This is a genomic window from Candidatus Accumulibacter contiguus (assembly GCF_036625285.1).
GTDB classification, from domain to species: Bacteria; Pseudomonadota; Gammaproteobacteria; order Burkholderiales; family Rhodocyclaceae; genus Accumulibacter; species Accumulibacter contiguus.
On the sequence record NZ_JAZKUC010000001.1, the window covers coordinates 2,909,927 to 2,930,870 of the forward strand.

Genomic DNA, 20,944 nt, shown 5'->3' on the forward strand with positions numbered 1-20,944 from the left:
GCCGGGCCTTACTTGTATTCGCGCCACTCCGGCGGGGTGTCGTCGTGGTCGCCGTGCAGATGGCGCTCCCAGGCGTGCGTGTAGGCTTCCGACTGCGAGCGTTTGAGCGGCCGTTCAGGGGCTTCGAGATTGTGCAGTTGCGTTTCCTCGACATAGTAGATCAGTGCCCGCATCATCTTGCTCATCAGCGTGTTGTCGAGGTGGTAGCCCTGGTCTTCGAGCGTGCCTTCGAGTTCCTGCAGGCAGTGGCGGCGGAGATCGTAGGCGACGCCGAGAGCACGCGGCTGCGCACGCCGTTCAAGTTGCAGATCCTCAAGCCTGCCGAGGAAATCGCAGGCTTCAGGTACCTGGCCCGGCGGGAACTTGGCAAACAGGATGTTCCTCTGTTTGCGGATCGGAACCGCCTTGTGCGCTGTCACCTCGGGTCGTTTCACTTTCTTCACTCCGCAAGACCAGTTTAGCGCTGGCTCTGCATGATCTGCATACCCTTCAGAAGATTCAGCGCCTGGTTCAACTGGTAATCCTTTTTCGAAGCGATTTCGCGGCTCGGGATCTCGGAGGTCTCTTCCGGCTCTTCCTTCGTCGCGCCGCTTTTCGGCTTGACCGGCGCAGCCTTGCTGGGCGGTTTGGCGGGAGCCTCCTTGACCGCAGGGGTGGGATCCTTGTTGTTGTCCAGGTGGTGATCAAGGTTGGCTTCGCGCAAACGCTCGGCCGAGCTGCCATTGGCATTCTCTTCGACGACGATGTCCGGCACGATGCCTTTGGCCTGGATCGAACGGCCCGACGGTGTGAAGTAGCGTGCGGTCGTCAGTTTGATTGCGGTGTTCCCGGGCAATGGCAGGACGGTTTGCACGGAGCCCTTGCCGAAGGTCGTGGTGCCGAGGATGATCGCACGTTTGTGGTCCTGCAGCGCACCGGCGACGATTTCGGACGCCGAAGCAGAGCCGCCATTGACCAGTACCACCATCGGCACCTTGCGTGCCTCGGGCGGCAGCGCCTTCATGTAATCATCACGACTGCCGCGCAGATAGTCTGCGGGCGATGCGGAAAAGCGGTGCTTGGCATCGGGGGTGCGTCCATCGGTCGAGGTAACCAGGATGTCCGACGGCAGGAAGGCCGCCGAGACGCCGACGGCGCTGTTGAGCAGACCCCCTGGATCGTTGCGCAGATCGAGTACCAGGCCCTTGAGCGGACCAGGCTTGAAGAGTTCGGTCAGATGCCTGACCACCGCAGCGCCGGTATTTTCCTGGAAAGAGGTGATGCGCAGATAAGCATAGCCGTCGTCGAGGAGTTTCGACTTGACACTTTGCACCTTGATCACTTCGCGCATCAGCGTGATGTCCAGCGGTTTGGCTTCGCCCTTGCGGATGATCGACAACCGGATCTGGGACTTCGGCTTGCCGCGCATGCGCTTGACTGCTTCGCTCAGGGTCAGTCCCTTGACCAGCGTGTCGTCGATCTTGAAAATCATGTCGCCGGGTTTCACTCCGGCACGGTAGGCAGGCGTGTCCTCGATCGGCGAAACCACCTTCACCAGTCCGTCTTCCATGCCGACTTCGATGCCGATGCCGCCGAACTCGCCTTGCGTGCCGACCTGCAGATCCTTGAAAGCATCGGCGTCGAGGTAACTCGAGTGCGGGTCGAGGTTGGAGAGCATGCCACTGATGGCATGTGTAATCAGCTTCTTGTCGTCGACCGGCTCGACGTAGCCGGTCTTGATGGCATTGAACACCTCGGCAAAGGTGCGCAGTTCCTCAACAGGCAGACTGGCGCGCGTTTCCTTGTCGGCGATCGCCGAAAACTGCAGGCTGATCAGAACGCCACCAACCACCCCGGCGCAAAGCAGTCCGGCCTGTTTCAACTTACCCATTTGTCTCACTCCTGTGTGCACCTCATTTCGGGCCAACCCAAGCCAGCGGATCGAGCGGTTTCCCTTGGTGACGAAGCTCAAAGTATAAACCGGATTCAGGATTCCCACCGCTGTTGCCCACCGTGGCGATTGCTTCGCCAGCATGCACCTCGTCGCCGACCTGTTTGCGCAGCGAATCGTTGTTGGCATAGATCGACAGGTAGCTGCCACCATGGTCAACGATCAGCAGATTGCCGAAGCCGCGCATCCATTCGGCAAAAACCACCCGACCGGCAGCGATGCTCCGTACCTCGCTGCCGGTACTGGCGAGGATGAACAGACCCTTCCAGGTGCTGCCTTCCTGGCGCGGGGCACCAAAGCGATTGCTGATCGAGCCGTGAGTCGGCAGGCGCAGTTGCCCTTTCATTCTGGCAAGCTTGCCAGCGACCGGCGGTGGATTCTCTGCACGTGCATCCGGCGCCGCTGCACTGCCTGCCGGATCTTCATCGGCGGGCGGCGCAATGACGCGCTCCGGCTTCTCCCGGTCGGCGGGCGGTGTTCGCAAGGGCTTCACCTGGGATGTTTCTGGCTGCGGCACCTCACGTCGATGCGCTTCCCGTGGCGCCGCCCGTTGCGCCTCCCGGCGACTCTCCCGCGCTTCGGTTGCTCTGGTGGCGATGATTTTCGATAGACGATCAACGAGTTCGGTCAGACGTTTTTCGTCGCGTTGCAGATTGCCGATCTCGCGCCGCTGCGCCATGATCTGATCCGATAGCCTGTCGAGCATCGCCTGGCGCTGCTGGCGCTGGGCAAGCAGCTTGGCATGCTCTTCCTTCTGCCGGGCCTCGCTGGCGGATAATAGTGCGGCCTGCTGGCGGGTGTCGGCGACGAGCGTCTGCTTGCGCTGCAGGGTGGCCTCGACTTCGCGCAGGATCTGTCCCCGCGCCCGGCCAATCGCCTCGAGATAGTGGAGATCGCGAGCCAGCTGATTGGGATCGTCTCCGTTGAGGAACAGTCGCAGCGGATCCGGGGTGCCGCGCAGGTACTGTCGGTAGAGCAGCTTTTCCAGTTGCGCCTGTTGTGCGTTCAGTTCCTGTTCGAGTTCGCGCGACTGGCTGCCGAGATCCTTGAGCTTTACCTTCAGCTTGTCGATCTGTGTCGTCAGCTCGTGCAGTCCACGCTGGGTGGACGAGATGGCACGCTCGGCATCCTGCAACTGATCCATGGCATCTCTGCGCGACCCTTCGGCGCTGGCGATTTCCTTGCGCAGCGTATCGATCTGGGAACGCAGAGATTTCAGGTCGTCCTGACGTTCGGCGACTTGGCCCGGCGAGGCCGCTGCCTTTTCCATGGCGTTCTGGCTTGCGCTGGCGGCGCTGCCGGCCGCCAGCAGTGCCGCCGCAAGCAGCAGCACGTCGATCAGCCATCGCCAGCTCTTCCGACCTACCTCTGCCGGCAGATCATCCGGATGCATCACGATCCGATCGACAAGGGCCGCCGCCGCGTCGGGGGCGCTGTCGAGCCGCTTTGCACTGGCCGGGCCATGGTCGACCTGGTTCCGCCGCGTCTGGCGGTACGGAAGGGAAAAGAGTCGTTTCTCGTTGATGAGTAACACACGCCTTGCTGAAACCTGGGTCGGCTTGCGAGAACCTGTCCAGGGGTGTGACTTTCGTCACGGTGCGGGAGCTTCTCCCACGGTCAGAGTATTGCTCTATAATCGGCGATTATAGGATAATCAGAGATTCGGTCATATCGTGCCTATCCGGACCAGTGTCATCGACAAGCAGGAACATATCGAGCAGGCGGCACGTGCGCTGAAATCGATATCGCATCCCTTGCGCCTCAAGATTCTGTGCGTGATTGGTGATCAGGATGCTTGTGTACAAGAGATTGTCGAGGCCGTAGGCACTTCGCAAAGCAATATTTCCCAGCACCTTGCAATCCTTCGCGAAAAGGGCGTTCTGCTCGCGCGCAAGGACGCCAATCGGGTCTACTATCGTGTTGGTGACGCCCGCACGCTGCAGTTGATTGGCATGATGCGCGAGGTTTTCTGCGGCGATTAGGGCACCTCCTGCGTCCGGCATACGCTTGTCTTGCCGGAGTCTTGAGGGTTGCCCGGGTTCGTAGCCGTGTCAGTTTCTGGAGCTTCAATTGGAATTCATACAACAGAACATTCTTCTGGTAGCCGTCGCCGTGGTGAGTGGCGCGATGCTGCTGGGGCTCTCGGTGCGTCGTCCGGGGGGGGGCAATTCGCTCACACCGACGCAGGCAACACTGCTGATCAACCGCGAGAATGCGCAGCTGATCGACATTCGCGAGCCCAATGAGTACGTTTCCGGGCACCTCTGCGATTCACGCAACATTCCTGCGGGATCGCTCGCGGAACGTGTTGGCGAGCTGGAGCAGTTCAAGGACACTCCGGTGATCCTGGTCTGCCAGTCGGGCGCACGTTCGTCCGCTGCCTGCTCGACACTGGCCAAGCTCGGTTTCTCCAAGGTGCACACGCTCGACGGTGGTACGGTAGCCTGGGTCGAAGCCGGTCTGCCGCTCAAGAAAGGCGCACGCAGATGACCGCCATGCCGCGTGTGCTGATGTACTCGACTGCTGTCTGTCCCTTCTGTGTTCGCGCCGAGCAACTGTTGCGCGCCCGTGGCGTCGTGGACATCGAGAAAGTGCGTATCGATCTGGATCCCGCGCGCCGTGCCGAGATGCTCGAAAGAACTGCCAGGCGCACCGTTCCTCAGATCTACATCGGCGAGACGCATGTCGGTGGTTCCGACGAGCTTCTTGCGCTCGATCGTGCGGGCAAACTGATGCCCTTGCTTGCGGGTGAAAGCGTTTGACACCCACTCTCACCCACTTCCCGAGCTTTACCCACCATTTCACAGCAAAGGTCAAAGAATTACCATGAGCGAACAAGAAATCCCCACGCAGGACAACCCCGTATTTGCGATCGAGAAACTCTACATCAAGGATTTGTCGGTTGAAGTACCCAATGCACCGCAGATTTTTCTCGAGCGAGAGGCTCCCAAGGTCAGCATTCAGTTGCAGACCAATGCCCAGGGTATCGGCGAGGGTGTCTTCGAAGTTACCTTGACGACCACCGTGACTTCCAAGATCGAAGAGAAAACAGTCTTTCTCGTCGAGGTCGGTCAGGCTGGCATCTTCCGTATCCAGAACGTTCCAAGCGAGAATATGGAGCCCTTGCTGTCGATTGCCTGTCCCAACATTCTTTTCCCCTACGCTCGCGAAGTCGTTTCCGATGCCGTGATCCGTGCCGGATTCCCGCCGGTTCTGTTGCAGCCGGTCAATTTCGAGGCCCTGTACATGTCTCGACTGCAGGAAGCGGCGAAGGATGCATCGGGCGCCGCGACGATCCAGTAAGGGCCTGTCGATGAAGCGGCTGTTGAGCCTGTTGCTGGCTGCAGGCCTGGCCGTGCCTGCGCTGGCGATCGAGTATCGCACCGTCAACGTGGCGACGGTGCTCTACGATGCGCCGTCGCAAAGAGGCAGCAAGCTGTTCGTCATCAAGCGGGGCACGCCGGTCGAGTTGGTGGTCAACCTCGAGGGATGGTCGAAGGTACGCGATGCCGATGGCGGCCTGGCGTGGATCGAGGCTGCGTCTCTCGTCAAGCGGCGTTCGGTGATCGTCACCGTTGCGCGCGCCCAGATCCGGCAAAGCGCCGACGAGGCCGCAGCGCTCGTCTTCGAAGCGGAAAAGAACGTTTCTCTGGAGTATCTCGAAACCTCACCCGGCGGCTGGGTCAAGGTGCGCCATCGCGACGGGCCGGCAGGCTTTGTGCGTGCCAACCAGATCTGGGGTTTCTGAAGCACCATCATTGTCGTAGATCTGGTGCCTGTGCCTTGCTCTCCGAGCATCGCCTTCCGTGTCCCGCCACAGTCACCAATCCGAAACCTCGGGGAGGCATGATTCCTGCGCAGTGCGTTATGGAATCTCCCGCGCTTTGCGCTGGGCGGATCTGCTGGCACGCAACTTGCTCTGTACCGTGCAGAGGCACCATTGGAGGTAAAAACCATGTCCAGGAAACTGTTCTCTCGCTATTCGCTCGGCGGCCTGGCGCTGCCGAACCGTGTCGTGATGGCGCCCATGAATCGCAACCGCGCCACCGACTCACAACTTGCAGCGTCCGCAATGACTGCCACGTACTACGCGCAGCGCGCTTCGGCTGGCCTGATCATTGCCGAAGGGACGCCGGTTTCGCCGCAGGCTCGCGGTTGCGCCCGCACACCGGGGATTTACAGCGCTGCCCAGATCGCCGGCTGGAGACAAGTCACCACGACAGTGCATCGCCAGGGCGGGCGTATCTACCTGCAGCTCTGGCATGTCGGACGCGTCGGTCACTGCAGTCTGCGCGCCGACGCTTCGCCACCCGTTGGCCCGAGCACGATCGGCCTGCAGAACGACCGGGTGCCGGTGCTCGTTGGCGGCAAGGATCCGGTGCTGCTGCCCTGCGATCCGCCGCGCGCGCTGCGCACCGAGGAAGTCAGGGAGATCGTCCTTGATTTCGCCGGCGCGGCGCGGAATGCCATGGCAGCGGGCTTCGACGGCGTCGAGATCCATGCCGCGAACGGCTATCTGTTCGATCAGTTTCGCTGCCCTTATCTGAACGATCGTGCTGACGCGTATGGCGGCGCAACCCACAAGCGTTGGCGCTTCCTCCTGGAAACCGCCGCCGCAGTCGCCGAAGCAGTCGGTAGCGAGCGCGTCGGGGTACGTATCTCGCCGCTGGGGACCGCGCATGAAATGCAACCGGATCCGGCGCCATTGTTCACCTATGGCTATCTGGCCTGTCAGCTGGACCAGTTGGGCATCAGCTACCTGCACGTCTATGATCAGTCGGGAAACTGGATGCACGATCCGCAAAGCGATCTTCTCCAGCATCTGCGCGCCTGCTATTCCGGCACCATGATTCTCTGCGGTGGCTTTGACCGCGCGCGCGCGCAAGCCGCGCTGCGCAACGACAACGGCGACCTGATCGCCTTCGGCAAGCACTTCATCGCCAATCCTGATCTGGTCGAGCGCTTGCGCGTCGGCGCACCGCTGGCACCCTGGAACTCGTCGACGATATACAAGGGCGGTGCGCGGGGCTACATCGACTACCCGACCCAGCAGGAGGAAGCAGCGCTCAGTGAGCGCTGAGTGGGCGACGGATTCTCAGAAACTCTCAGAAACCGTCGTCCGCCAGACAGCCATCAATCGCCAATCACCAGGACAGTATCGCCCTTGCGATTCGCGAACCGACTCAGCACCTGCTTGTGTTGCTGCGTCATCCAGATCTGCAGTGCGGCGTCGCCAGGCTTGGCGATGAGTACGAAATAGCGAAAATTCTGCGCCTGCTCGGCACTCATCGCCTGTTCGCGGTCGACCGGCATGTAGGGGTAACCCCTGCCAGCGTAATAGGCGAGCCGCGAGTCCTCATAAAATATTGCGTCTGCAGGACGAGTGTGTTGTGCCAACCAGGCGCCCGCTTCGAGGTAATGGGTTTTCTTCGGGCTGAACGAGACGACATTCTGCAACATCACCAACAGGGACAGGGTGACGAGGATTTTCGCAAGCCTTGGAAAGTCCCTGGCAAAAGAAACCACGAACAGGGTCAACAACGGGACTGCCAGCAAATTCAGGAAGCTGACGTAACGTGAGTTGATGAAACGCTCCTGCACGAAGAAAATCAGCAACAGGCAAAAATACACCAGCCAGGCCCAGGCCATCGGTCTGAACTTTCGCCAGTACTCAGCGACGCCACACCAGCCGGGACGATACAGCAGGGGCAGGGCGAAAGGCCCGCATAGCGCGACAAACTTGCTGATCAAGGTGCAGAACAAACCAAAGAAGACGATTCGTCGGGCATCATCCGCGGAGTACTTCGCCAACGCGACTTCGGCAAACTTGCTGGCCATCAGATTGAAGCGCGCCAGGAAATTCTGCGGATTCACCAGTGACAGGACGTAGTCGACGCGTTCCTGCGAGAGCGCATGCCCGGAAAGCAGCCAGACCACCGCGGCGGCGATTCCGGCCAGCGGCAGGAGATTGATCTGCAGCAGCCGCAGCCAGCCCTGGCGTGTCTTCAGATTGGCCAGCAGGCACAACGCCAGCACCGGAAACAGGAGAACCGCCTCGATGCGAAACAGCACCGCAGCGGCAATGGCCAGTTGCAGCAGTAGCGCGCGCAGCCAGCCGGCACGTTCCAGCCAGCGCAGCATCAGCCACAGCGCCAGGGTGCAGAAAAACCAGAAGCCGAACTCCCGGATGATGTCGTAGCGCAGGTGGTTGAAGGCGGGAATCGACAGCACCACCAGGCAAGCCCAATAACCGCTGTCGATCACGTAGCGTTGCGTGATCGCGACCAGCAGGGCGCAGGTTCCCGCCATCAGGAAAGCACACCACAGGTAGGCCGTAAGTTCCAGCGGAAGGCCGGAAAGCCGCTGTGTTGCCGCCAGCAACAGCGAAAACCAGGGCCAGCTGAACAGATCGAACGCCACTCGCGGGCCTTGCTCGACAATCTGCTGGCTGACGTACAGGTAACGTGCAGCGTCCTTGGCAAGGGTCAACGTGCCGGCGATGGCGATCAGCGAAAGCAGCAAGCTGCCGAGAAAGGCGATCTGTACCGGTGAAATCCGCCGTAGCGCGGCAAGCACATCAACCATCAAAAAACTCTCCCATCGGTCATGGCTATAGCAGGCCCCCACTCATGAAAGTCATGACCGTTTCCCTCTCCCCCGACCCCTCCCCCGCGAGGGGGAGGGGAGATTCCTGAGTCGCGTACGCGACTTCATTAACGCATCGATCCAATCCCTTACCAGCATGCCAGCAAGCGAATGGCCTTGCGCAAGTGGCGAGCGCGCAAGGCCTGCCAGGGGCTCAAGCGAAAGGCGCAACGATAAAAGTGCCTGGCCGTCGAGCATTCGCCAGCCAGCAGGGCGGTGCGGAACAAGGACAGATAGCGTTGCGCCTGGTAGCGTCGGCGCAGCGAATGACATTCCGGGGGCAAGCCGGCAAAGACTTCGCAGACCATCGCGAGCGCACGCGCTTCTTCATTGTCGCGGTTATGCCGCAAGCTGTCGGCATGTTTGTGGATGCGCGCCAGCGGCGCACGAGTGACGGCGACCGGGGCGCTGACCAACAGGTGCGCAAAAACCGCGACGTCTTCACCGCCGCGCAGATGCTCGGGATAGGGTCTTTGCAGGAGCAGATCACGGCGGAACAGCGAACAGCCATGCGAAATCGACACACGCTTTTCAAGCAGGTAGCGACTCGCCAGTTGCCGCGGCGAAGCGCCGGGCACCGGCGTCGGCAGGCGCAGGCGCTCGCGACCATCCGGGTAGACCGAAACCTGCGCTCCGAGAAGCATTCCCGCCTCCGGATGTTCTGTCAGCAGCGTGCGCAGATTCGCCAACGCACCCGGCAGCAACTCGTCGTCCGCGTCGAGGAGCAGTGCAAAACGCCCGCGTGCCTTGCGAATCCCGTGATTACGTGCCGCCGCTGCCCCCGCATTGGCCTGATCGAGCAGCCGCAACTGCGGATGGCGAGCGGCGTAAACCGCCAGAACTTCGGCGGTCGCGTCGGTCGATCCATCATCGACGACGATCAGTTCGACGTCGGCGGCCATCTGCGAGAGCACCGAAGCGAGCGCGCGCGGTAGCAGGTGCGCATAGTTGTAGGTCGGAATGATGACGCTGATCAGCGTTTCAGCGGCCTGGGTCAGGATGCCGGAAGCCTGTTCAGGCAGCGGCAGCGGTTGTTCCTGGACACTGCCGGATGGATTTGTTGCAGGCAAGATCTGCCACCTCACTGCTGGGAAGCCTGCCGAACTTTGCCGGTGGCGACTCCGCAATTTTCCGCGATCTGCATCGAGATGCAAGCTTTCGCGTACTCACCCATCGAGTTTGACGAGGAGGGCAGGCGGCAGGTCTGCCCTCTGCTCGACTGGCTTCCTTCCTAGATGTTGGCCAGGCGCCACCAGGTGCTGTGTTCCTGGCGCATGACCTCGTGCGATGGCATCGCGTAATACGCAAAATCCGGGCCATTACCGACATAGAAACCATTCTTGACCATGCGGTACGGGAACTCCAGAGAGTGTACCCGATGCACCAGCTTGCTCTGCTTGGTTTGCGGATTCAGAACAATCAGCGCTTCACGCAGATGGTTGATGAACGAGTACGGCAGATCGTTCACGCTGCCGTTTTCAGGATCAGATGCCAACTGCCCCAGCGCGAGTTCGACAAAGCACAAGGCAGGAAAACGGATGAACTTGGCGGGCTTGGCGGTGACGCTGGCATAGTGGGCGGCAGGATCGAGTGTGCTGACGATCAGACTATTCACTGGCGCCAGATCCTGATACAAGTGCAAGCCTGCCCGGTCGACAGGAATCGCTTCCTTGCGCGACAAACCCAGCGTCTGGCCGTAGGCAGTACTCAGATAGAGCTTGCCGATGGCACTCACCGGGATGTGCTCGAGAACCCGGTAGGAAGACACGTAGACCGAGTTCTTGGGCTTGCCGTCGGGGGACGGAACGCAACGAGCGATGGCGCCGTCAATGTCGAAAAACTCATGCCGAAAGCTAGGGTCGACCTCAAAGAACATTGCCTGGCCCTTGGACTTGTATTGGTGCCCGGTGGCGTAATACTGGCCAAATTCTTCCGGGGGAAGCATCGAGGCAATCAGGGCCTCGGGGATCAGCGACAGGTAAAGATGAACGGACATGGGGGAAAACTCCTTCTCTCAGGGTTGGACATGCTTGTTTGCAGATCGAGTCAACGAGGGGAAAGATAAGTTAAAAATCAAACGAAACCGCCCCGATGATGCGAATGTATCGCGTTTCTGGCAAGTGGTCAAATATTGGAATTCTCACGCGGTCGATGGCACGCGACGCTTCCTAAGGGTTTATCCTATACTGCCTGCGGCAAGTCCTTGTGGCCGGCTGCCAGCGTCGCCGATTCTTGCCGGCGCGCTGACGAAAGCCAGAATTCGCCGCTTGCCGGATCGGCATCTGATAACCGAATGCACAAATCCCCTGTCCTCGCCGCTTTGCTGCTCGCTCTGCCTGCCGCCGCTGCGGTGCCACAGTTGCAGGCGCCCGAAGAAGTGCGCGAAATGTTGAGCCGCTACCTGGAATTCGGCGAGGTTGCCGACGCCCCGGCTCAGGCGGCGTTCGAGCGCCGGATGCAGCGCGAGGTCGCAAAGCTGCTGGCGACCGAAGGCTATTTTTCACCGCACGTCGTGCTGCGCCAGCACGGCGACGAACTGCTGCTGGCGGTGCTTCCCGGCCCGCGCTCGCGGATCGGCAGCGTACACATCGAAATCGTCGGCGATCTCGACCCCGAGCGACGGGAGTCGCTGTTGCGTGCCTGGAAACTGCCCGCCGGCCAGCCCTTCCGGCAAGCCGACTGGGACGAGGCCAAGCAAGCTTTGCTGGCCGAGCTGCTGGCAGTTGATTACGCAGCTGCGCGCCTGCAGGAGAGCCGCGCCGAAGTCGATCCCGAAGCGCGCCGGGTCGACCTGACGGTCGTGGCCACAAGCGGTCCGCGCTACCGCTTCGGCGAGCTGCAGATCAGCGGCCTCAAGCGCTATTCTGAAGATCTGGTCGGACGTTTCAATCGCAGCGTCAAGCCCGGCGAACCCTACCGCGAGGAAAAGCTGCTGGCCTTGCAGGTGGCCTTGCAGGGCACCGCCTACTTTTCGTCGGTCAGCGTCATGCTCGAACATGACGACAACAGCACGGCAGCGTCCGCGGATGGCTGGGTAAGCGCACCAGTGCGTGTGCAACTGCGCGAGCGCTCCCCGTACCAACTCAGCTTTGGTGCTGGTTACAGCACCAACACCGGCGCCCGTGTCGAAGCCGCTTACCGGAGCAGCGATCTTTTCGGCCGCGCCTGGGAGTTGCACACCGGTGTCCGTTTCGAACAATTGCGTCAGACGGCCTACGCCGACGTTTTCTTTCCGCCGGATGACGAACAGCGTCGCGACGGTGTCGGCACGGCAGTCGAGCACTCCGACATCGAGAACCTGGGCATCCGCCGTTTCGCCATCGGGGCGACGCGCCTGCAACAGTTCGGCAGCATCGAGCAGCGTCTGGGAATCAACTGGCAGGAGGAACAACAGTCGCCACAGGGTTCGCCGTCCACTACCGCGCGTGCCCTGACCGCACAGCTCGGCTGGATCTGGCGGCATGCCAGGGATCCGCTCGATCCCGCCGAGGGCATCTCCCTGCAGTTGCAGTTGGGAGGAGGGAGCAAGGCACTACTTTCCGATCAGGACTTTTTCCGGACCTATCTGCGCTACAGCCAGGGGATTCCGCTTGGCGCCAGCGACGCACTGCTCTTTCGCGGTGAGCTGGGGGTCACTTTCGCCCCGTCCGCACAGGGCATCCCGCAGGATTTCCTGTTTCGTGCCGGTGGCAGCAACTCGGTACGTGGCTACGCCTATCAGAGCCTTGGCGTCAAACAGGGCGAAGCGACCGTCGGCGGACGTTACCTGGCGACGATCAGTGGCGAATACACGCACTGGATCAACCCGACCTGGGGCGCGGCGGTCTTTGTCGATGCCGGCAACGCAGTCGACGATCGCCAGGCCATCGACCTCGCGGTCGGTTACGGCGTCGGTGCGCGCTGGCGAAGTCCGGCCGGACCGCTCGGCATAGACCTCGCCTATGGCCAGCGCGAGGGCAAGCTGCGGCTGGATTTCTCGCTGGCAATTCCTTTTTGAACAGATGTCCCAGGAAACGACTGCCCCACCGCCCGCTTCGCCGCCGGCTTTGCCGCCGCAACAGCCGACGCCGAAGTCACGCCGCTCCTGGCGCTGGCTGGCCGCCCTGTCGGCCTGGCTGGCGCTGCTGGCCGGTGCCGCCTGGCTGCTCGGCAGCGAGAGTGGCTTGCGCATCTTCTGCCGGCTGATCGAAACGCTTGCCGCTGACCAGCTCACTCTGGCCGAACCGGCAGGCACGCTGCGTGGGACGCTTTCCCTGCAGTCGCTGCGCTGGCGGGATGAGAAGCTGGATATCCAAGTGCAGGACCTGCAGGTCGATTGGCACCCGGCCGAGCTGTTGCGCGGCCGCCTGGCGGTGGGTCTTCTCCAGGTGACAAGCCTGCGGGTAGCCAATGTCAGCAGCAGCGAAGCCATGCGGCTGCCCGACAGGCTGACATTGCCGCTGGCGGTTGAAGTCGAGCAATTGAGCATCGGGCGTATCGAAGTCGGCGAGTATTCCCACCCGGACGGCAAGGCGGCGACGATTGCGGAAGCGGTTGAAGCGCAACTGTCGAGCGATGGCCTACTGCACCGCCTGCCCGACTTGCGGCTGCGTCTTGGCGGCCTGAAGGTCGTCGCCGAAGCCTCTCTGGCTGCCGAGAAACCGTTTGCACTGACCGCCAAAGCCGGCATCGAAGGCGATGCGGCCGGGCGAGCACTCGCTTTCGATCTGGCTGCCGAGGGTCGGCTCGAGGACTTTGTCCTGCAAGGCAGCGCGCGAGCAATCGAGGCCAAAGCGGGAGATCACTTTGCCGGCGAAATCACCGCCCGGATCACCCCATTTTCGTCACAGCCCTTGCGTGATGCAGTGATCCAGCTTTCGGCCGTCGACCCGGCGGCCTGGAGCGACGGTGCTTTGCAGGCCGCGCTCGATCTGCGCGCCGACCTGCAGCCGCTGGGTGATGCCTTGGCCGGTCTGGGCGGGCGACTGACGGTGGTCAATCGACGTCCGGGACCCGTAGACCAGCAGCGCCTGCCGGTGGCCTCGCTGCAGACCGACCTCGCTCTCCAGAACGACGAGTTGCAGCTGGCGAATCTCGACGTCCGTTTGTCGGGTGGCGGGCGTCTGCAGGGCAGCGGCCGCCTGCGTGCTGCCGAACTCGCGCTGCGCCTGGCGGTAACTTCGCTGGACGCGAGTGCGCTGTACAGCAGCCTGCGCCGCACGCAGCTCGCCGGCCCGCTGCGCGCCACGCTGGCTTTGAACAGCCAGCGACTCGAAACCGAGCTGCAAGATGCGCATTTCTCGATCCACAGCAAACTGGCGATTCATCCCGACGAAATCACCGTAGAGACGCTACGACTGCTCGCTGGCGACGCCCGCCTGGACGCCAGCGGCAAGTTGGCGCTGCTGGGGAGCGGCAAGTTTGCCCTGCAGGGCGCGCTGCAGAATTTCGACCCCAGCCGTTTCGCCAGACTACCGGCGGCGCGCCTCAATGCCGAGCTCGCTGCGCAGGGCAGCAGCAGTCCGCAGCTTGCGCTGGCGCTGCGCTTTCAATTGAAGAACAGCCGTCTCGGCGGTGAAGTACTGGCCGGCAAGGGTGAAATCGATCTCGTCGGGCAACGCCTGCGCAAGGCCGATATCGAGCTGACCGCAGCCGGTAACCGACTGACGGCGAAAGGCGCTTTCGGCGCCGTCGGCGATCAGCTCAGCGTGCTGCTGGCTGCACCCCGGCTCGACCCGCTGGGCGTCGCTGGCGAGCTCAACGGCCGCTTCGTTCTGGGCGGCAACATCCAGGTACCGGTAGTGTCCGCCGATCTGCAATCGGCGCGTCTGCTGCTGCCGGGCTTCGGACAGCTACGCGGGCTGACGCTCGCAGCACGCCTCGGCGAAGGCAGTCAGGGCCAACTGTCGGGCACGCTGCGCCTGGCGGGACTGGACCTGCCGAACGGGGAAACCGCCTTGCGCGACGTGACGATCGACGCCGAGGGCGTGCGCAGCCAGCACCGCCTGCACGCACAGCTCAGCCTGCTGGCGCAAGGCCATCGACGCGAATTGCGCCTGTTGCTGGGCGGTGGTTTTGCCGCGCCGCCTGTCGGCATGACCTGGACTGGTACGCTCAACGAGTTGACGCTTTCTTCTCTGGTCGACAAGCAAAAGCCCTTCCTCCGTCTGGCTGCCGCGCTGCCGCTGCAGTTGGCCGGGGGCAGCTACCGTGCCGGCCCAGGCGAGTTCATCGGCGCAGGCTGGTCCTTGCAACTCGATCGCCTGCATTACCAGCAGCCGCACTGGCAGAGCGTCGGCAGGCTGCGCAACTTGCCGGTGGGCGCGGTGCTGGCCGAGTTCCCGGCATGGTCCGAGGCGCTGGCCGTGCAGGGCAACGGCGAGTCGCTGCGCCTCAACGGCGAATGGGAGATCGGTGTTGCCAATGTCGTCGGCAGCCCGCCACAGGCCTCACCAACGACCCTGCCGGCGACGCGCATCCGGCTATGGCGAGAGCGTGGCGATCTGACGATCGGCAACTTGCCGCTGGGTCTCGAAGAGGGCACGCTGAGCCTGCTGGCCAGTGGCGGTCGTATTGAAGGCAAGCTCAAGCTGCGCGGCAATCGGCTTGGCGAAATTGCCGGCGACTTCAGCGCCGCCAGTTCGCCCGATGCCTTGCTCAACCGGCAAGCGCCGTGGCGTGGGGAGTTGCGGCTGAATGCCCCGGATCTGACCTGGGCCGGCCCGCTGATTGGCGACGGCTGGCAACTCGGTGGTCGTCTGTCGGGCAGTCTGCTGCTCACCGGGAGTCCGGCGCAGCCGCACCTCAACGGCGAATGGCGCGGCGACGACCTGGCCGTGCGCGCACTCGACCAGGGGATGCGCCTGGAGCGCGGCAAGCTGCTGCTGCAATTGCGCAGTGAGGCCGCCACAGAGCTTCGCCTGCTGCTCAAGGAGCTATCCTTTGAGAGTGAGCTGCAACCGCTGCCGCGCACCTTGCTGCTCGATTCCCGGATCAATGCCGGCAGCCTGCGCGCCGGACCCGGTCGCATCGAGGCCAGCGGCGAGTTGCGTACCGGACGTTCGGATGGAGTGTTGCAGCTGCGCGCGGAACGTCTGGGTGTGCTGCAGCGCCCGGACCAGTGGGTGCTCGTCTCCGGAGAAGCGGAACTGAAGCTCGGCGAGCGGATGCTCGACGTACTCGGGCGCTTGCAGATCGACGCCGCTTACTGGGAGCAGGCCAGGAGCGGCACGCCGCAACTGTCGGATGATGTGCTGATCAAGCGTCCGGGTACCGGCCAGGCGAAGGCTTCGGTGCCGGCGCGGCTGTTGTCGCTGAACCTCGATGCCGACCTCGGCCGCCACTTTCACTTCCGTGGCGCCGGCGTTGAAAGCCGTCTGGTGGGCGCCCTGAAGGTCCGCTCCGAGGGCAGCGGATTGCCGCGCGCCACCGGTTCGATCCGTACCGAGGATGGCCGTTTCGATGCCTATGGCCAGAAGCTCGACATCGAGCGCGGCATTCTCAACTTCCAGGGCCTGATCGACAACCCCGGCCTCAACATCCGCGCCATGCGCAGCAACCTGCCGGTCGAGGCCGGCGTCGAGGTGACCGGAACGGCCAGGCGGCCAGTCGTGCGGCTGGTTTCCGACCCCGAGGTACCGGATGCCGAAAAACTTTCCTGGCTGGTCCTTGGGCATGCCCCCGATCAACAGCGCGGGCAGGACACGTCGGTGTTGCTGGCCGCCGCGCAAAGCATTCTCGGCGGTCAGGATGGCGGGCCGCTGAAGGCCGTGCAGCGGGGTCTGGGAATCGACGAGTTCGGCATCAGCAGCGGCAAGCTCGACGGATCGGGACAGCGGCAGACCAGTCGGATTGCCAGTACCACCGGCTTTGGCGCCAGCGATACCACCACCGGACAGATCGTCAGCGTCGGCAAGCGCTTGTCGTCGAACATGCTGATCAGCTACGAGCAATCGCTTGCCACGGCTGGCAGCATTGTCAAACTGACCGTCAACCTGAGCCGGAATTTTTCTTTCGTCGGCTACGCCGGTTCCACGACCGGACTGGATCTGCTCTGGAATTACCGGTTCGGGCGCTAGCGTACTTGCGTCTGGTGGTGTAGGTGGCAAGACCGCGCAGCGCTTCCGTTCAGCCGCTCTTCTCGAAGCACTCTCGTCTGGCGACCAGTCTGGAGTCCGTCTCCGTGGCTTCGACGACGACGTAGTTCAGCTCGTACGGGAAACGGGATTCGTCGCGCAGGTCGTCGAGCCTGAGCGGCGGATGTTTTTCGAGGTCGAGGTAGCGTGTCCAGCTACCGGGATTCAGGTAGCGTCCGTTGTCGAAAGGCTGGTCGTCCGGCAGATGGGTGTGGCCCATGACGACCACCTGCGCCGCGGGACAGGCGTCGAATCGGCGCTGCGCCAGATCGCGCAGCGCCTTCCTGCCGAAGTGGCGTGCCCCGACGATCGTGCCCAGCGTCTTCGAACCCGCCGCGCCGAGCACCGCCGCCGGCCGCAGCGCGAACAGCGCCTGCCAGTCGTCCGGGGGCACGACGGCGAACAGTTGGCGCATCAATTCGGCCAGGCTATCCTCGTCCGACACGTCGCGGCGCACGCTTTCCGGGCTTCGCTCTGCGCCCAGGAGCCGGCACGCCGCCGCCAGACGCTGCGCGAAATCGTCGTCCTCGCGCAGGCGCGCCAACAGCCGCCGGCCGACATCGGAAGCCTCTGACGCGCCTAGCGTCTTGGCATGGCGGGCGATGAACTTCAGCAGCATCCAGCCGGCGCTGGCGAAGCCGCCGGTATCCTCGCGCAGCAGCACCGTCGCCAGGTTCTGCACCGGGTGCAGGTTGTCGGCAAACGGGTAGCGCGCTTCCAGACCATTGACGAAGCGGACCATGAACAAGGTGCCGGGGCACATTTCGAGTCGCGCTCCGTCCGGCGCTTGCAGGATCGGTGCCGACCAGTGTTTGAAGCGGTTGGCCGGGTCCTCGAGGTGGCCGTGGCCGATGTGCAGCCGGCCGTCGTGGCGCTCGACCCAATCGACGCCGGTTTCGAAACGCAGGCCGGGGCCGATGCGCGCGCGCAGGCGCTTGCGCACAGCCGGCCAGCACAGGTCGACGTCGTGGTTGCCGGCCGCCAGGGTGACCCGGTTGCCAGCTTCCTGAAAGGCCTGCAGCGCCGCAAAGCTGTTGTCGTGCCCGGCGAGGATGGCCTCGAGCTTTTCCAGCGATTCCGGCTCCGAACACCAGTAGTCGGTCGACGGGCTGCGATAGGCCTCCTGCCTCACCTGCGCGAACTCCAGGAAATCGCCGTTGAAGAACAGTTCGATCTGCCCCTCCTGGCCGGCCGGCGAAGCCAGGCTCTGGCGGACGAAGCGTTCGAGCTGCCGGTTCTGATAGACGTGGTCGTCGCCCGGATCGGCCGCGCCGCCGCCCAGATGGAGGTCGCTGACGATCAGCGTTTGCCGTCTTTCCGACATCGCATGGCTCCCTTCCTACAGATCGAGCTGACACTGCACGGCATAGAGCAGCGGCAGCGGATTGCCGCGCCGCATGTGCTGCTGCCGGAACCCTTGCAGCAGAGCGGCGAGACTGCTGCCCGGGCTGTGGAAGCAGGCGTCGACGACATCGGCGCCGAAACGGGCCGCGAAACAGGTCGGCACCGGAAAACTCGGGGCAATCAGGCCGAGTGCCTTCTTCCGGCGGAAGGCGCGCAGGAAGCCGGTGAAGGACAAGGGCGAGAAGGCGCCGGCACTACAGGCATTGAGAAAAATCACCGGCGCATTCCGGTAGACGCGTTGCTCGTCGATCTGATCGACCGAGACCGAGCAGCCATGGTCGAGTTCGAGCGTTTCCGGCCGCGGCGCCGCGGGTGAGGACGGCGGGCTGCCGTGGCAGAAGAGATAGATCAGCGTCGCGTCGGTTCTTGCCCGGACAACGACATCGCGAATATTCCGGCAATCGGCGTTGACCTCGACTGTCGGGCCCTGCGCCCGCAACGCGGCGGCCAGGGCGTCGTGCACCTGGCGCGGCTGATCGGCGTCGACGGTGATCGTCGGGTTGAGGTTGAGGCTGGCTGTGGCCTTCGCCTGCCGCCGGGCCTTCAGCAGCGAAGCGTAGTCGCCTTCGCCGAGGAATTGCGTTTCGAGCGCGAAGCGCGTGCCCCAGAACAGCTCCGGCTGCAGTGGCCAGTCGTCGGGCGCGTCCGCGTCGAAGCGCTGCGGGTACAGCAATTCCCACGGCAGCGATACGTCGCGGGTGACGATGGTCAGCCGCGTTCCCGGTTCGGCCTGACGTTCGATGTAGTCGAGGACGCTGCGAAATGTCGCATCCTCGCGCAGGGCCCGATAGAGCACGCCACCGGCCTGTGCGAACTGCCTGGCGACGCTCGTCAGCGCGCGCCGGCAGCCTGGCGCCGTGGTGTCCGAGCCGTCGAAGGCGTACCACACGGAGGAAGTCTCGTAGAGATTGGCATCCAGGGTCGTCGCGAGTTGCGCGCGCAGCGCGTCCAGCCGGGCGCGGTCGATCGATGACGTGAAACCCCCGACCGAGTTGCTGAATTCTCCGTCGACGTAGTCCTCCAGGTCGAGGTACAGGAGGTTGTTTTCAAAGCAGGCTTTCAGCCGCAAGCGACGCAGCGGCGGCTTGCCGACCTCGGCGCAGTCCTGCACCGCCCGCAATCCGTCCAGGTCGATGATCGTCGGCGAAACCACCGCCGGCAAGGCCTTGCCGGGCGGCAGCACGATGATCGGCAGGCGGAACTCGTAGAGCCGCGCGCCGGCGTGGTGGAACTCGACATGCACGCCGTATTCGCCGGCCGAGCCGGCCAGCGCCCGCAGGGCAAAGGGCTGCGCCTGCCGCAGCTGGCCATCCTTGAACTGTGCCTGGCCTGCATGCGGGCCGTCGATCGCCAGCCCGTCTTCGGGCGTCACGCTGATCGCCAGCGTCTGTTCGCCGGCCAGCAGCGGCTTGAGTTTCTCGCCTTCGACGATCGCCCCGGCCACGTCGTCCGCCGCGAACTGCTTGAAGACCAGCAAGGCGATTCCTTCGGCGCGCAGCGTCAGGCCCCTGGCCGCCGGACCTTCTAGGACGAAACCCAGCTTGCCGGCCGCCGCGCTCGGCTGTGCCTTCTCCCGCGGCGCCTCGTCGGGCGACCCGTCGGCGATGCCTTTGCCGGCCCGCCCGGTCGCGCCGCGCAGTCGAAAGACATCGCGCCCGTCGCCATCGTCGAGAAAAGCGAAACCACGCTCGGCAAAGAGGGCGCGGAATCTCCTGGACGACGACTGCTCGCGCGCCGGGCCGGGGTCGTCCACCGTGGCCGGCGCCTGGTGCATCGTCTCCGTGTCGCCCCGGCGGCGCGGCTGGCCGCCGGTGAGGATGGCGCCCTTGCCGAGCGCGGTGGCTCCGTCGCCCTGGGCGATGGCGCCGCTGCCGCGCAGTTTGGCGCGATAGGAAACAGACCCGGAGGCCGGCAGCGCCAGCGGGTCGGGCGGCCGCTGTCCGGTGGCGAGTCCCTCTCCGCCGAGCAGCAGCGCCACCGGAAAATTGCCGCGCAACTCCGGCCACGGCGTTTGCTCGGCCCCATGGTCGGCGCGGGCGCTGGCCGGCACGCGGCGCTCGAGGTGACTGATCAGGTCGGAAACCAGCACCTCGGTTGCGCCGCCGGCCGGCCGCGCGTGCCCACTCAGCGCCTCGATCAGGTGATAGGTGAAGATGCTCATGCGGCCATCGGCGCGCAGATACGAGAGCTGCCCCGGCCGGCACGAACTGAGCACGGCGCGGCCCTCGCCCTGGGCGAGCGGCGTCGCGAGCGACTTCCCGGCGGGCGGGAAGAGCGTCGGCGGAATCGCCGCGCTGTGCAGTGCCGTGGCGGCCAGCGTGTCCTTGACCGCCATCCCGCCGGCGTGGCAACAATCGAGCAGCACCAGCAGGCGGCGCGGCGCCAGCTTGGCAATCCTGGTCGCGAAGGTGGTGGCCGCCACCGCGCTTTGGCCGACCTGTTTCAGGTCGAGATCGTAAGGAATCAGGAAATACTCGCCGTCCTGCTCGTGGCCGTGGCCGCTGAAATAGACGATCGCCGTCGCGTCGTCGTCGGCGGCCACGCACTCGGCAAGCCAGTCGAGCCCGTCGAACACCCCTTGCCGGCTGCTCTCGGCGCCGGTCAGCAGGCGGACCTTGTCGGGCCGGTAGGCGCAGCGCTGCGGGTGCACCAGCACGTCGTACAGCGCGCGCGCGTCGGCGGCGACGGCGGGCAGCGCCGCCGCGGCTTCCCGGTTCCGGTCGACGGCAATCAGCAGCGCGTAGGCATTTTTGAAACGACGGCTCATCTTTTTCCTCCCCGCATCCGGTCGTTCCCCGGCCTACGCTATTGACAGCCGCGCGCGCCGACAGGCATCCTCGTATCCTACTCC

General features: G+C 63.8%; 16 protein-coding genes. 8 read left to right on the forward strand and 8 right to left on the reverse strand.

Features of this window, described 5'->3' with window-relative positions:
* Positions 1-8: 8 nt before the first annotated feature.
* From V5B59_RS14075 to V5B59_RS14085, 3 genes are read right to left on the reverse strand one after another with little or no spacing between them, the layout of a single operon-like run.
* Positions 9-434 (reverse strand): hypothetical protein, encoded by a 426-nt coding sequence (locus V5B59_RS14075; RefSeq protein WP_169071005.1) that lies wholly within the window; start codon positions 432-434, stop codon positions 9-11.
* Positions 435-457: 23 nt separating this feature from the next.
* Positions 458-1,870 (reverse strand): S41 family peptidase, encoded by a 1,413-nt coding sequence (locus tag V5B59_RS14080; protein ID WP_034913208.1) that lies wholly within the window; start codon positions 1,868-1,870, stop codon positions 458-460.
* Positions 1,871-1,892: 22 nt separating this feature from the next.
* Positions 1,893-3,464 carry a murein hydrolase activator EnvC family protein gene (locus tag V5B59_RS14085; RefSeq protein WP_288130999.1) on the reverse strand — a complete coding sequence of 524 codons (1,572 nt, stop codon included), beginning with the start codon at positions 3,462-3,464 and terminating at the stop codon, positions 1,893-1,895.
* A gap of 139 nt (positions 3,465-3,603) precedes the next feature.
* Here V5B59_RS14085 and V5B59_RS14090 point away from each other — a divergent pair, with 139 nt between their 5' ends.
* The 6 genes from V5B59_RS14090 (at position 3,604) to V5B59_RS14115 (ending at position 7,010) form a co-directional block, all read left to right on the forward strand.
* Positions 3,604-3,912, forward strand: coding sequence for an ArsR/SmtB family transcription factor (locus V5B59_RS14090; RefSeq protein WP_169071004.1), 309 nt, complete (start codon positions 3,604-3,606; stop codon positions 3,910-3,912).
* An 88-nt stretch (positions 3,913-4,000) separates the two neighbouring features.
* Positions 4,001-4,420: a rhodanese-like domain-containing protein gene (locus tag V5B59_RS14095; protein ID WP_034911509.1), complete on the forward strand. Its 420-nt coding sequence runs from the start codon at positions 4,001-4,003 to the stop codon at positions 4,418-4,420.
* Positions 4,417-4,692 carry a glutaredoxin 3 gene (grxC, locus tag V5B59_RS14100; protein ID WP_211203445.1) on the forward strand — a complete coding sequence of 92 codons (276 nt, stop codon included), beginning with the start codon at positions 4,417-4,419 and terminating at the stop codon, positions 4,690-4,692. Before V5B59_RS14095 ends, grxC begins: the two co-directional genes overlap by 4 nt.
* Positions 4,693-4,756: 64 nt before the next feature.
* A complete protein-coding gene (gene secB, locus V5B59_RS14105; RefSeq protein WP_034911511.1) occupies positions 4,757-5,233 on the forward strand; it encodes a protein-export chaperone SecB in 477 nt (158 codons plus the stop codon).
* 10 nt (positions 5,234-5,243) lie between these two features.
* A complete protein-coding gene (locus tag V5B59_RS14110; protein WP_169071003.1) occupies positions 5,244-5,678 on the forward strand; it encodes an SH3 domain-containing protein in 435 nt (144 codons plus the stop codon).
* Positions 5,679-5,885: 207 nt separating this feature from the next.
* Positions 5,886-7,010, forward strand: coding sequence for an alkene reductase (locus tag V5B59_RS14115; protein ID WP_169071002.1), 1,125 nt, complete (start codon positions 5,886-5,888; stop codon positions 7,008-7,010).
* A gap of 53 nt (positions 7,011-7,063) precedes the next feature.
* On the opposite strand, the gene V5B59_RS14120 is transcribed toward V5B59_RS14115, so the two are convergent.
* From V5B59_RS14120 to V5B59_RS14130, 3 genes are all read right to left on the reverse strand, one after another.
* Complete coding sequence (locus tag V5B59_RS14120; protein WP_169071001.1) at positions 7,064-8,515, reverse strand: hypothetical protein; 1,452 nt, start codon at positions 8,513-8,515, stop codon at positions 7,064-7,066.
* Between the two features lie 149 nt (positions 8,516-8,664).
* Positions 8,665-9,645 (reverse strand): glycosyltransferase family 2 protein, encoded by a 981-nt coding sequence (locus V5B59_RS14125; protein ID WP_248594939.1) that lies wholly within the window; start codon positions 9,643-9,645, stop codon positions 8,665-8,667.
* A 161-nt stretch (positions 9,646-9,806) separates the two neighbouring features.
* Positions 9,807-10,571: a hypothetical protein gene (locus tag V5B59_RS14130; protein ID WP_034912704.1), complete on the reverse strand. Its 765-nt coding sequence runs from the start codon at positions 10,569-10,571 to the stop codon at positions 9,807-9,809.
* A gap of 297 nt (positions 10,572-10,868) precedes the next feature.
* Here V5B59_RS14130 and V5B59_RS14135 point away from each other — a divergent pair, with 297 nt between their 5' ends.
* The gene (locus V5B59_RS14135) at positions 10,869-12,572 is read left to right on the forward strand and encodes an autotransporter assembly complex protein TamA (protein WP_169071000.1); all 1,704 of its coding nucleotides are present in this window, start codon (positions 10,869-10,871) and stop codon (positions 12,570-12,572) included.
* 4 nt (positions 12,573-12,576) lie between these two features.
* Positions 12,577-16,632, forward strand: coding sequence for a translocation/assembly module TamB domain-containing protein (locus V5B59_RS14140; RefSeq protein WP_169070999.1), 4,056 nt, complete (start codon positions 12,577-12,579; stop codon positions 16,630-16,632).
* A gap of 49 nt (positions 16,633-16,681) precedes the next feature.
* Here V5B59_RS14140 and V5B59_RS14145 read toward each other — a convergent pair whose 3' ends face one another.
* Both V5B59_RS14145 and V5B59_RS14150 read right to left on the reverse strand, forming a co-directional pair.
* Positions 16,682-18,013 (reverse strand): metallophosphoesterase, encoded by a 1,332-nt coding sequence (locus V5B59_RS14145; RefSeq protein WP_169070998.1) that lies wholly within the window; start codon positions 18,011-18,013, stop codon positions 16,682-16,684.
* Positions 18,014-18,028: 15 nt separating this feature from the next.
* Entirely contained in the window at positions 18,029-20,860 is a 2,832-nt protein-coding gene (locus tag V5B59_RS14150) for a caspase family protein (RefSeq protein ID WP_169070997.1), read from the reverse strand.
* Positions 20,861-20,944: the final 84 nt, after the last annotated feature.

Bases quoted from the DNA above. Each gene is read 5' to 3' on its own strand.
- grxC (WP_211203445.1), top strand. From the start codon at position 4,417: ATGACCGCCATGCCGCGTGTGCTGATGTACTCGACTGCTGTCTGTCCC.
- V5B59_RS14135 (WP_169071000.1), top strand. From the start codon at position 10,869: ATGCACAAATCCCCTGTCCTCGCCGCTTTGCTGCTCGCTCTGCCTGCC.
- V5B59_RS14080 (WP_034913208.1), bottom strand. From the start codon at position 1,870: ATGGGTAAGTTGAAACAGGCCGGACTGCTTTGCGCCGGGGTGGTTGGT.
- V5B59_RS14130 (WP_034912704.1), bottom strand. From the start codon at position 10,571: ATGTCCGTTCATCTTTACCTGTCGCTGATCCCCGAGGCCCTGATTGCC.
- V5B59_RS14115 (WP_169071002.1), top strand. From the start codon at position 5,886: ATGTCCAGGAAACTGTTCTCTCGCTATTCGCTCGGCGGCCTGGCGCTG.
- V5B59_RS14140 (WP_169070999.1), top strand. From the start codon at position 12,577: ATGTCCCAGGAAACGACTGCCCCACCGCCCGCTTCGCCGCCGGCTTTG.
- secB (WP_034911511.1), top strand. From the start codon at position 4,757: ATGAGCGAACAAGAAATCCCCACGCAGGACAACCCCGTATTTGCGATC.
- V5B59_RS14110 (WP_169071003.1), top strand. From the start codon at position 5,244: ATGAAGCGGCTGTTGAGCCTGTTGCTGGCTGCAGGCCTGGCCGTGCCT.
- V5B59_RS14120 (WP_169071001.1), bottom strand. From the start codon at position 8,515: ATGGTTGATGTGCTTGCCGCGCTACGGCGGATTTCACCGGTACAGATC.
- V5B59_RS14150 (WP_169070997.1), bottom strand. From the start codon at position 20,860: ATGAGCCGTCGTTTCAAAAATGCCTACGCGCTGCTGATTGCCGTCGAC.
- V5B59_RS14145 (WP_169070998.1), bottom strand. From the start codon at position 18,013: ATGTCGGAAAGACGGCAAACGCTGATCGTCAGCGACCTCCATCTGGGC.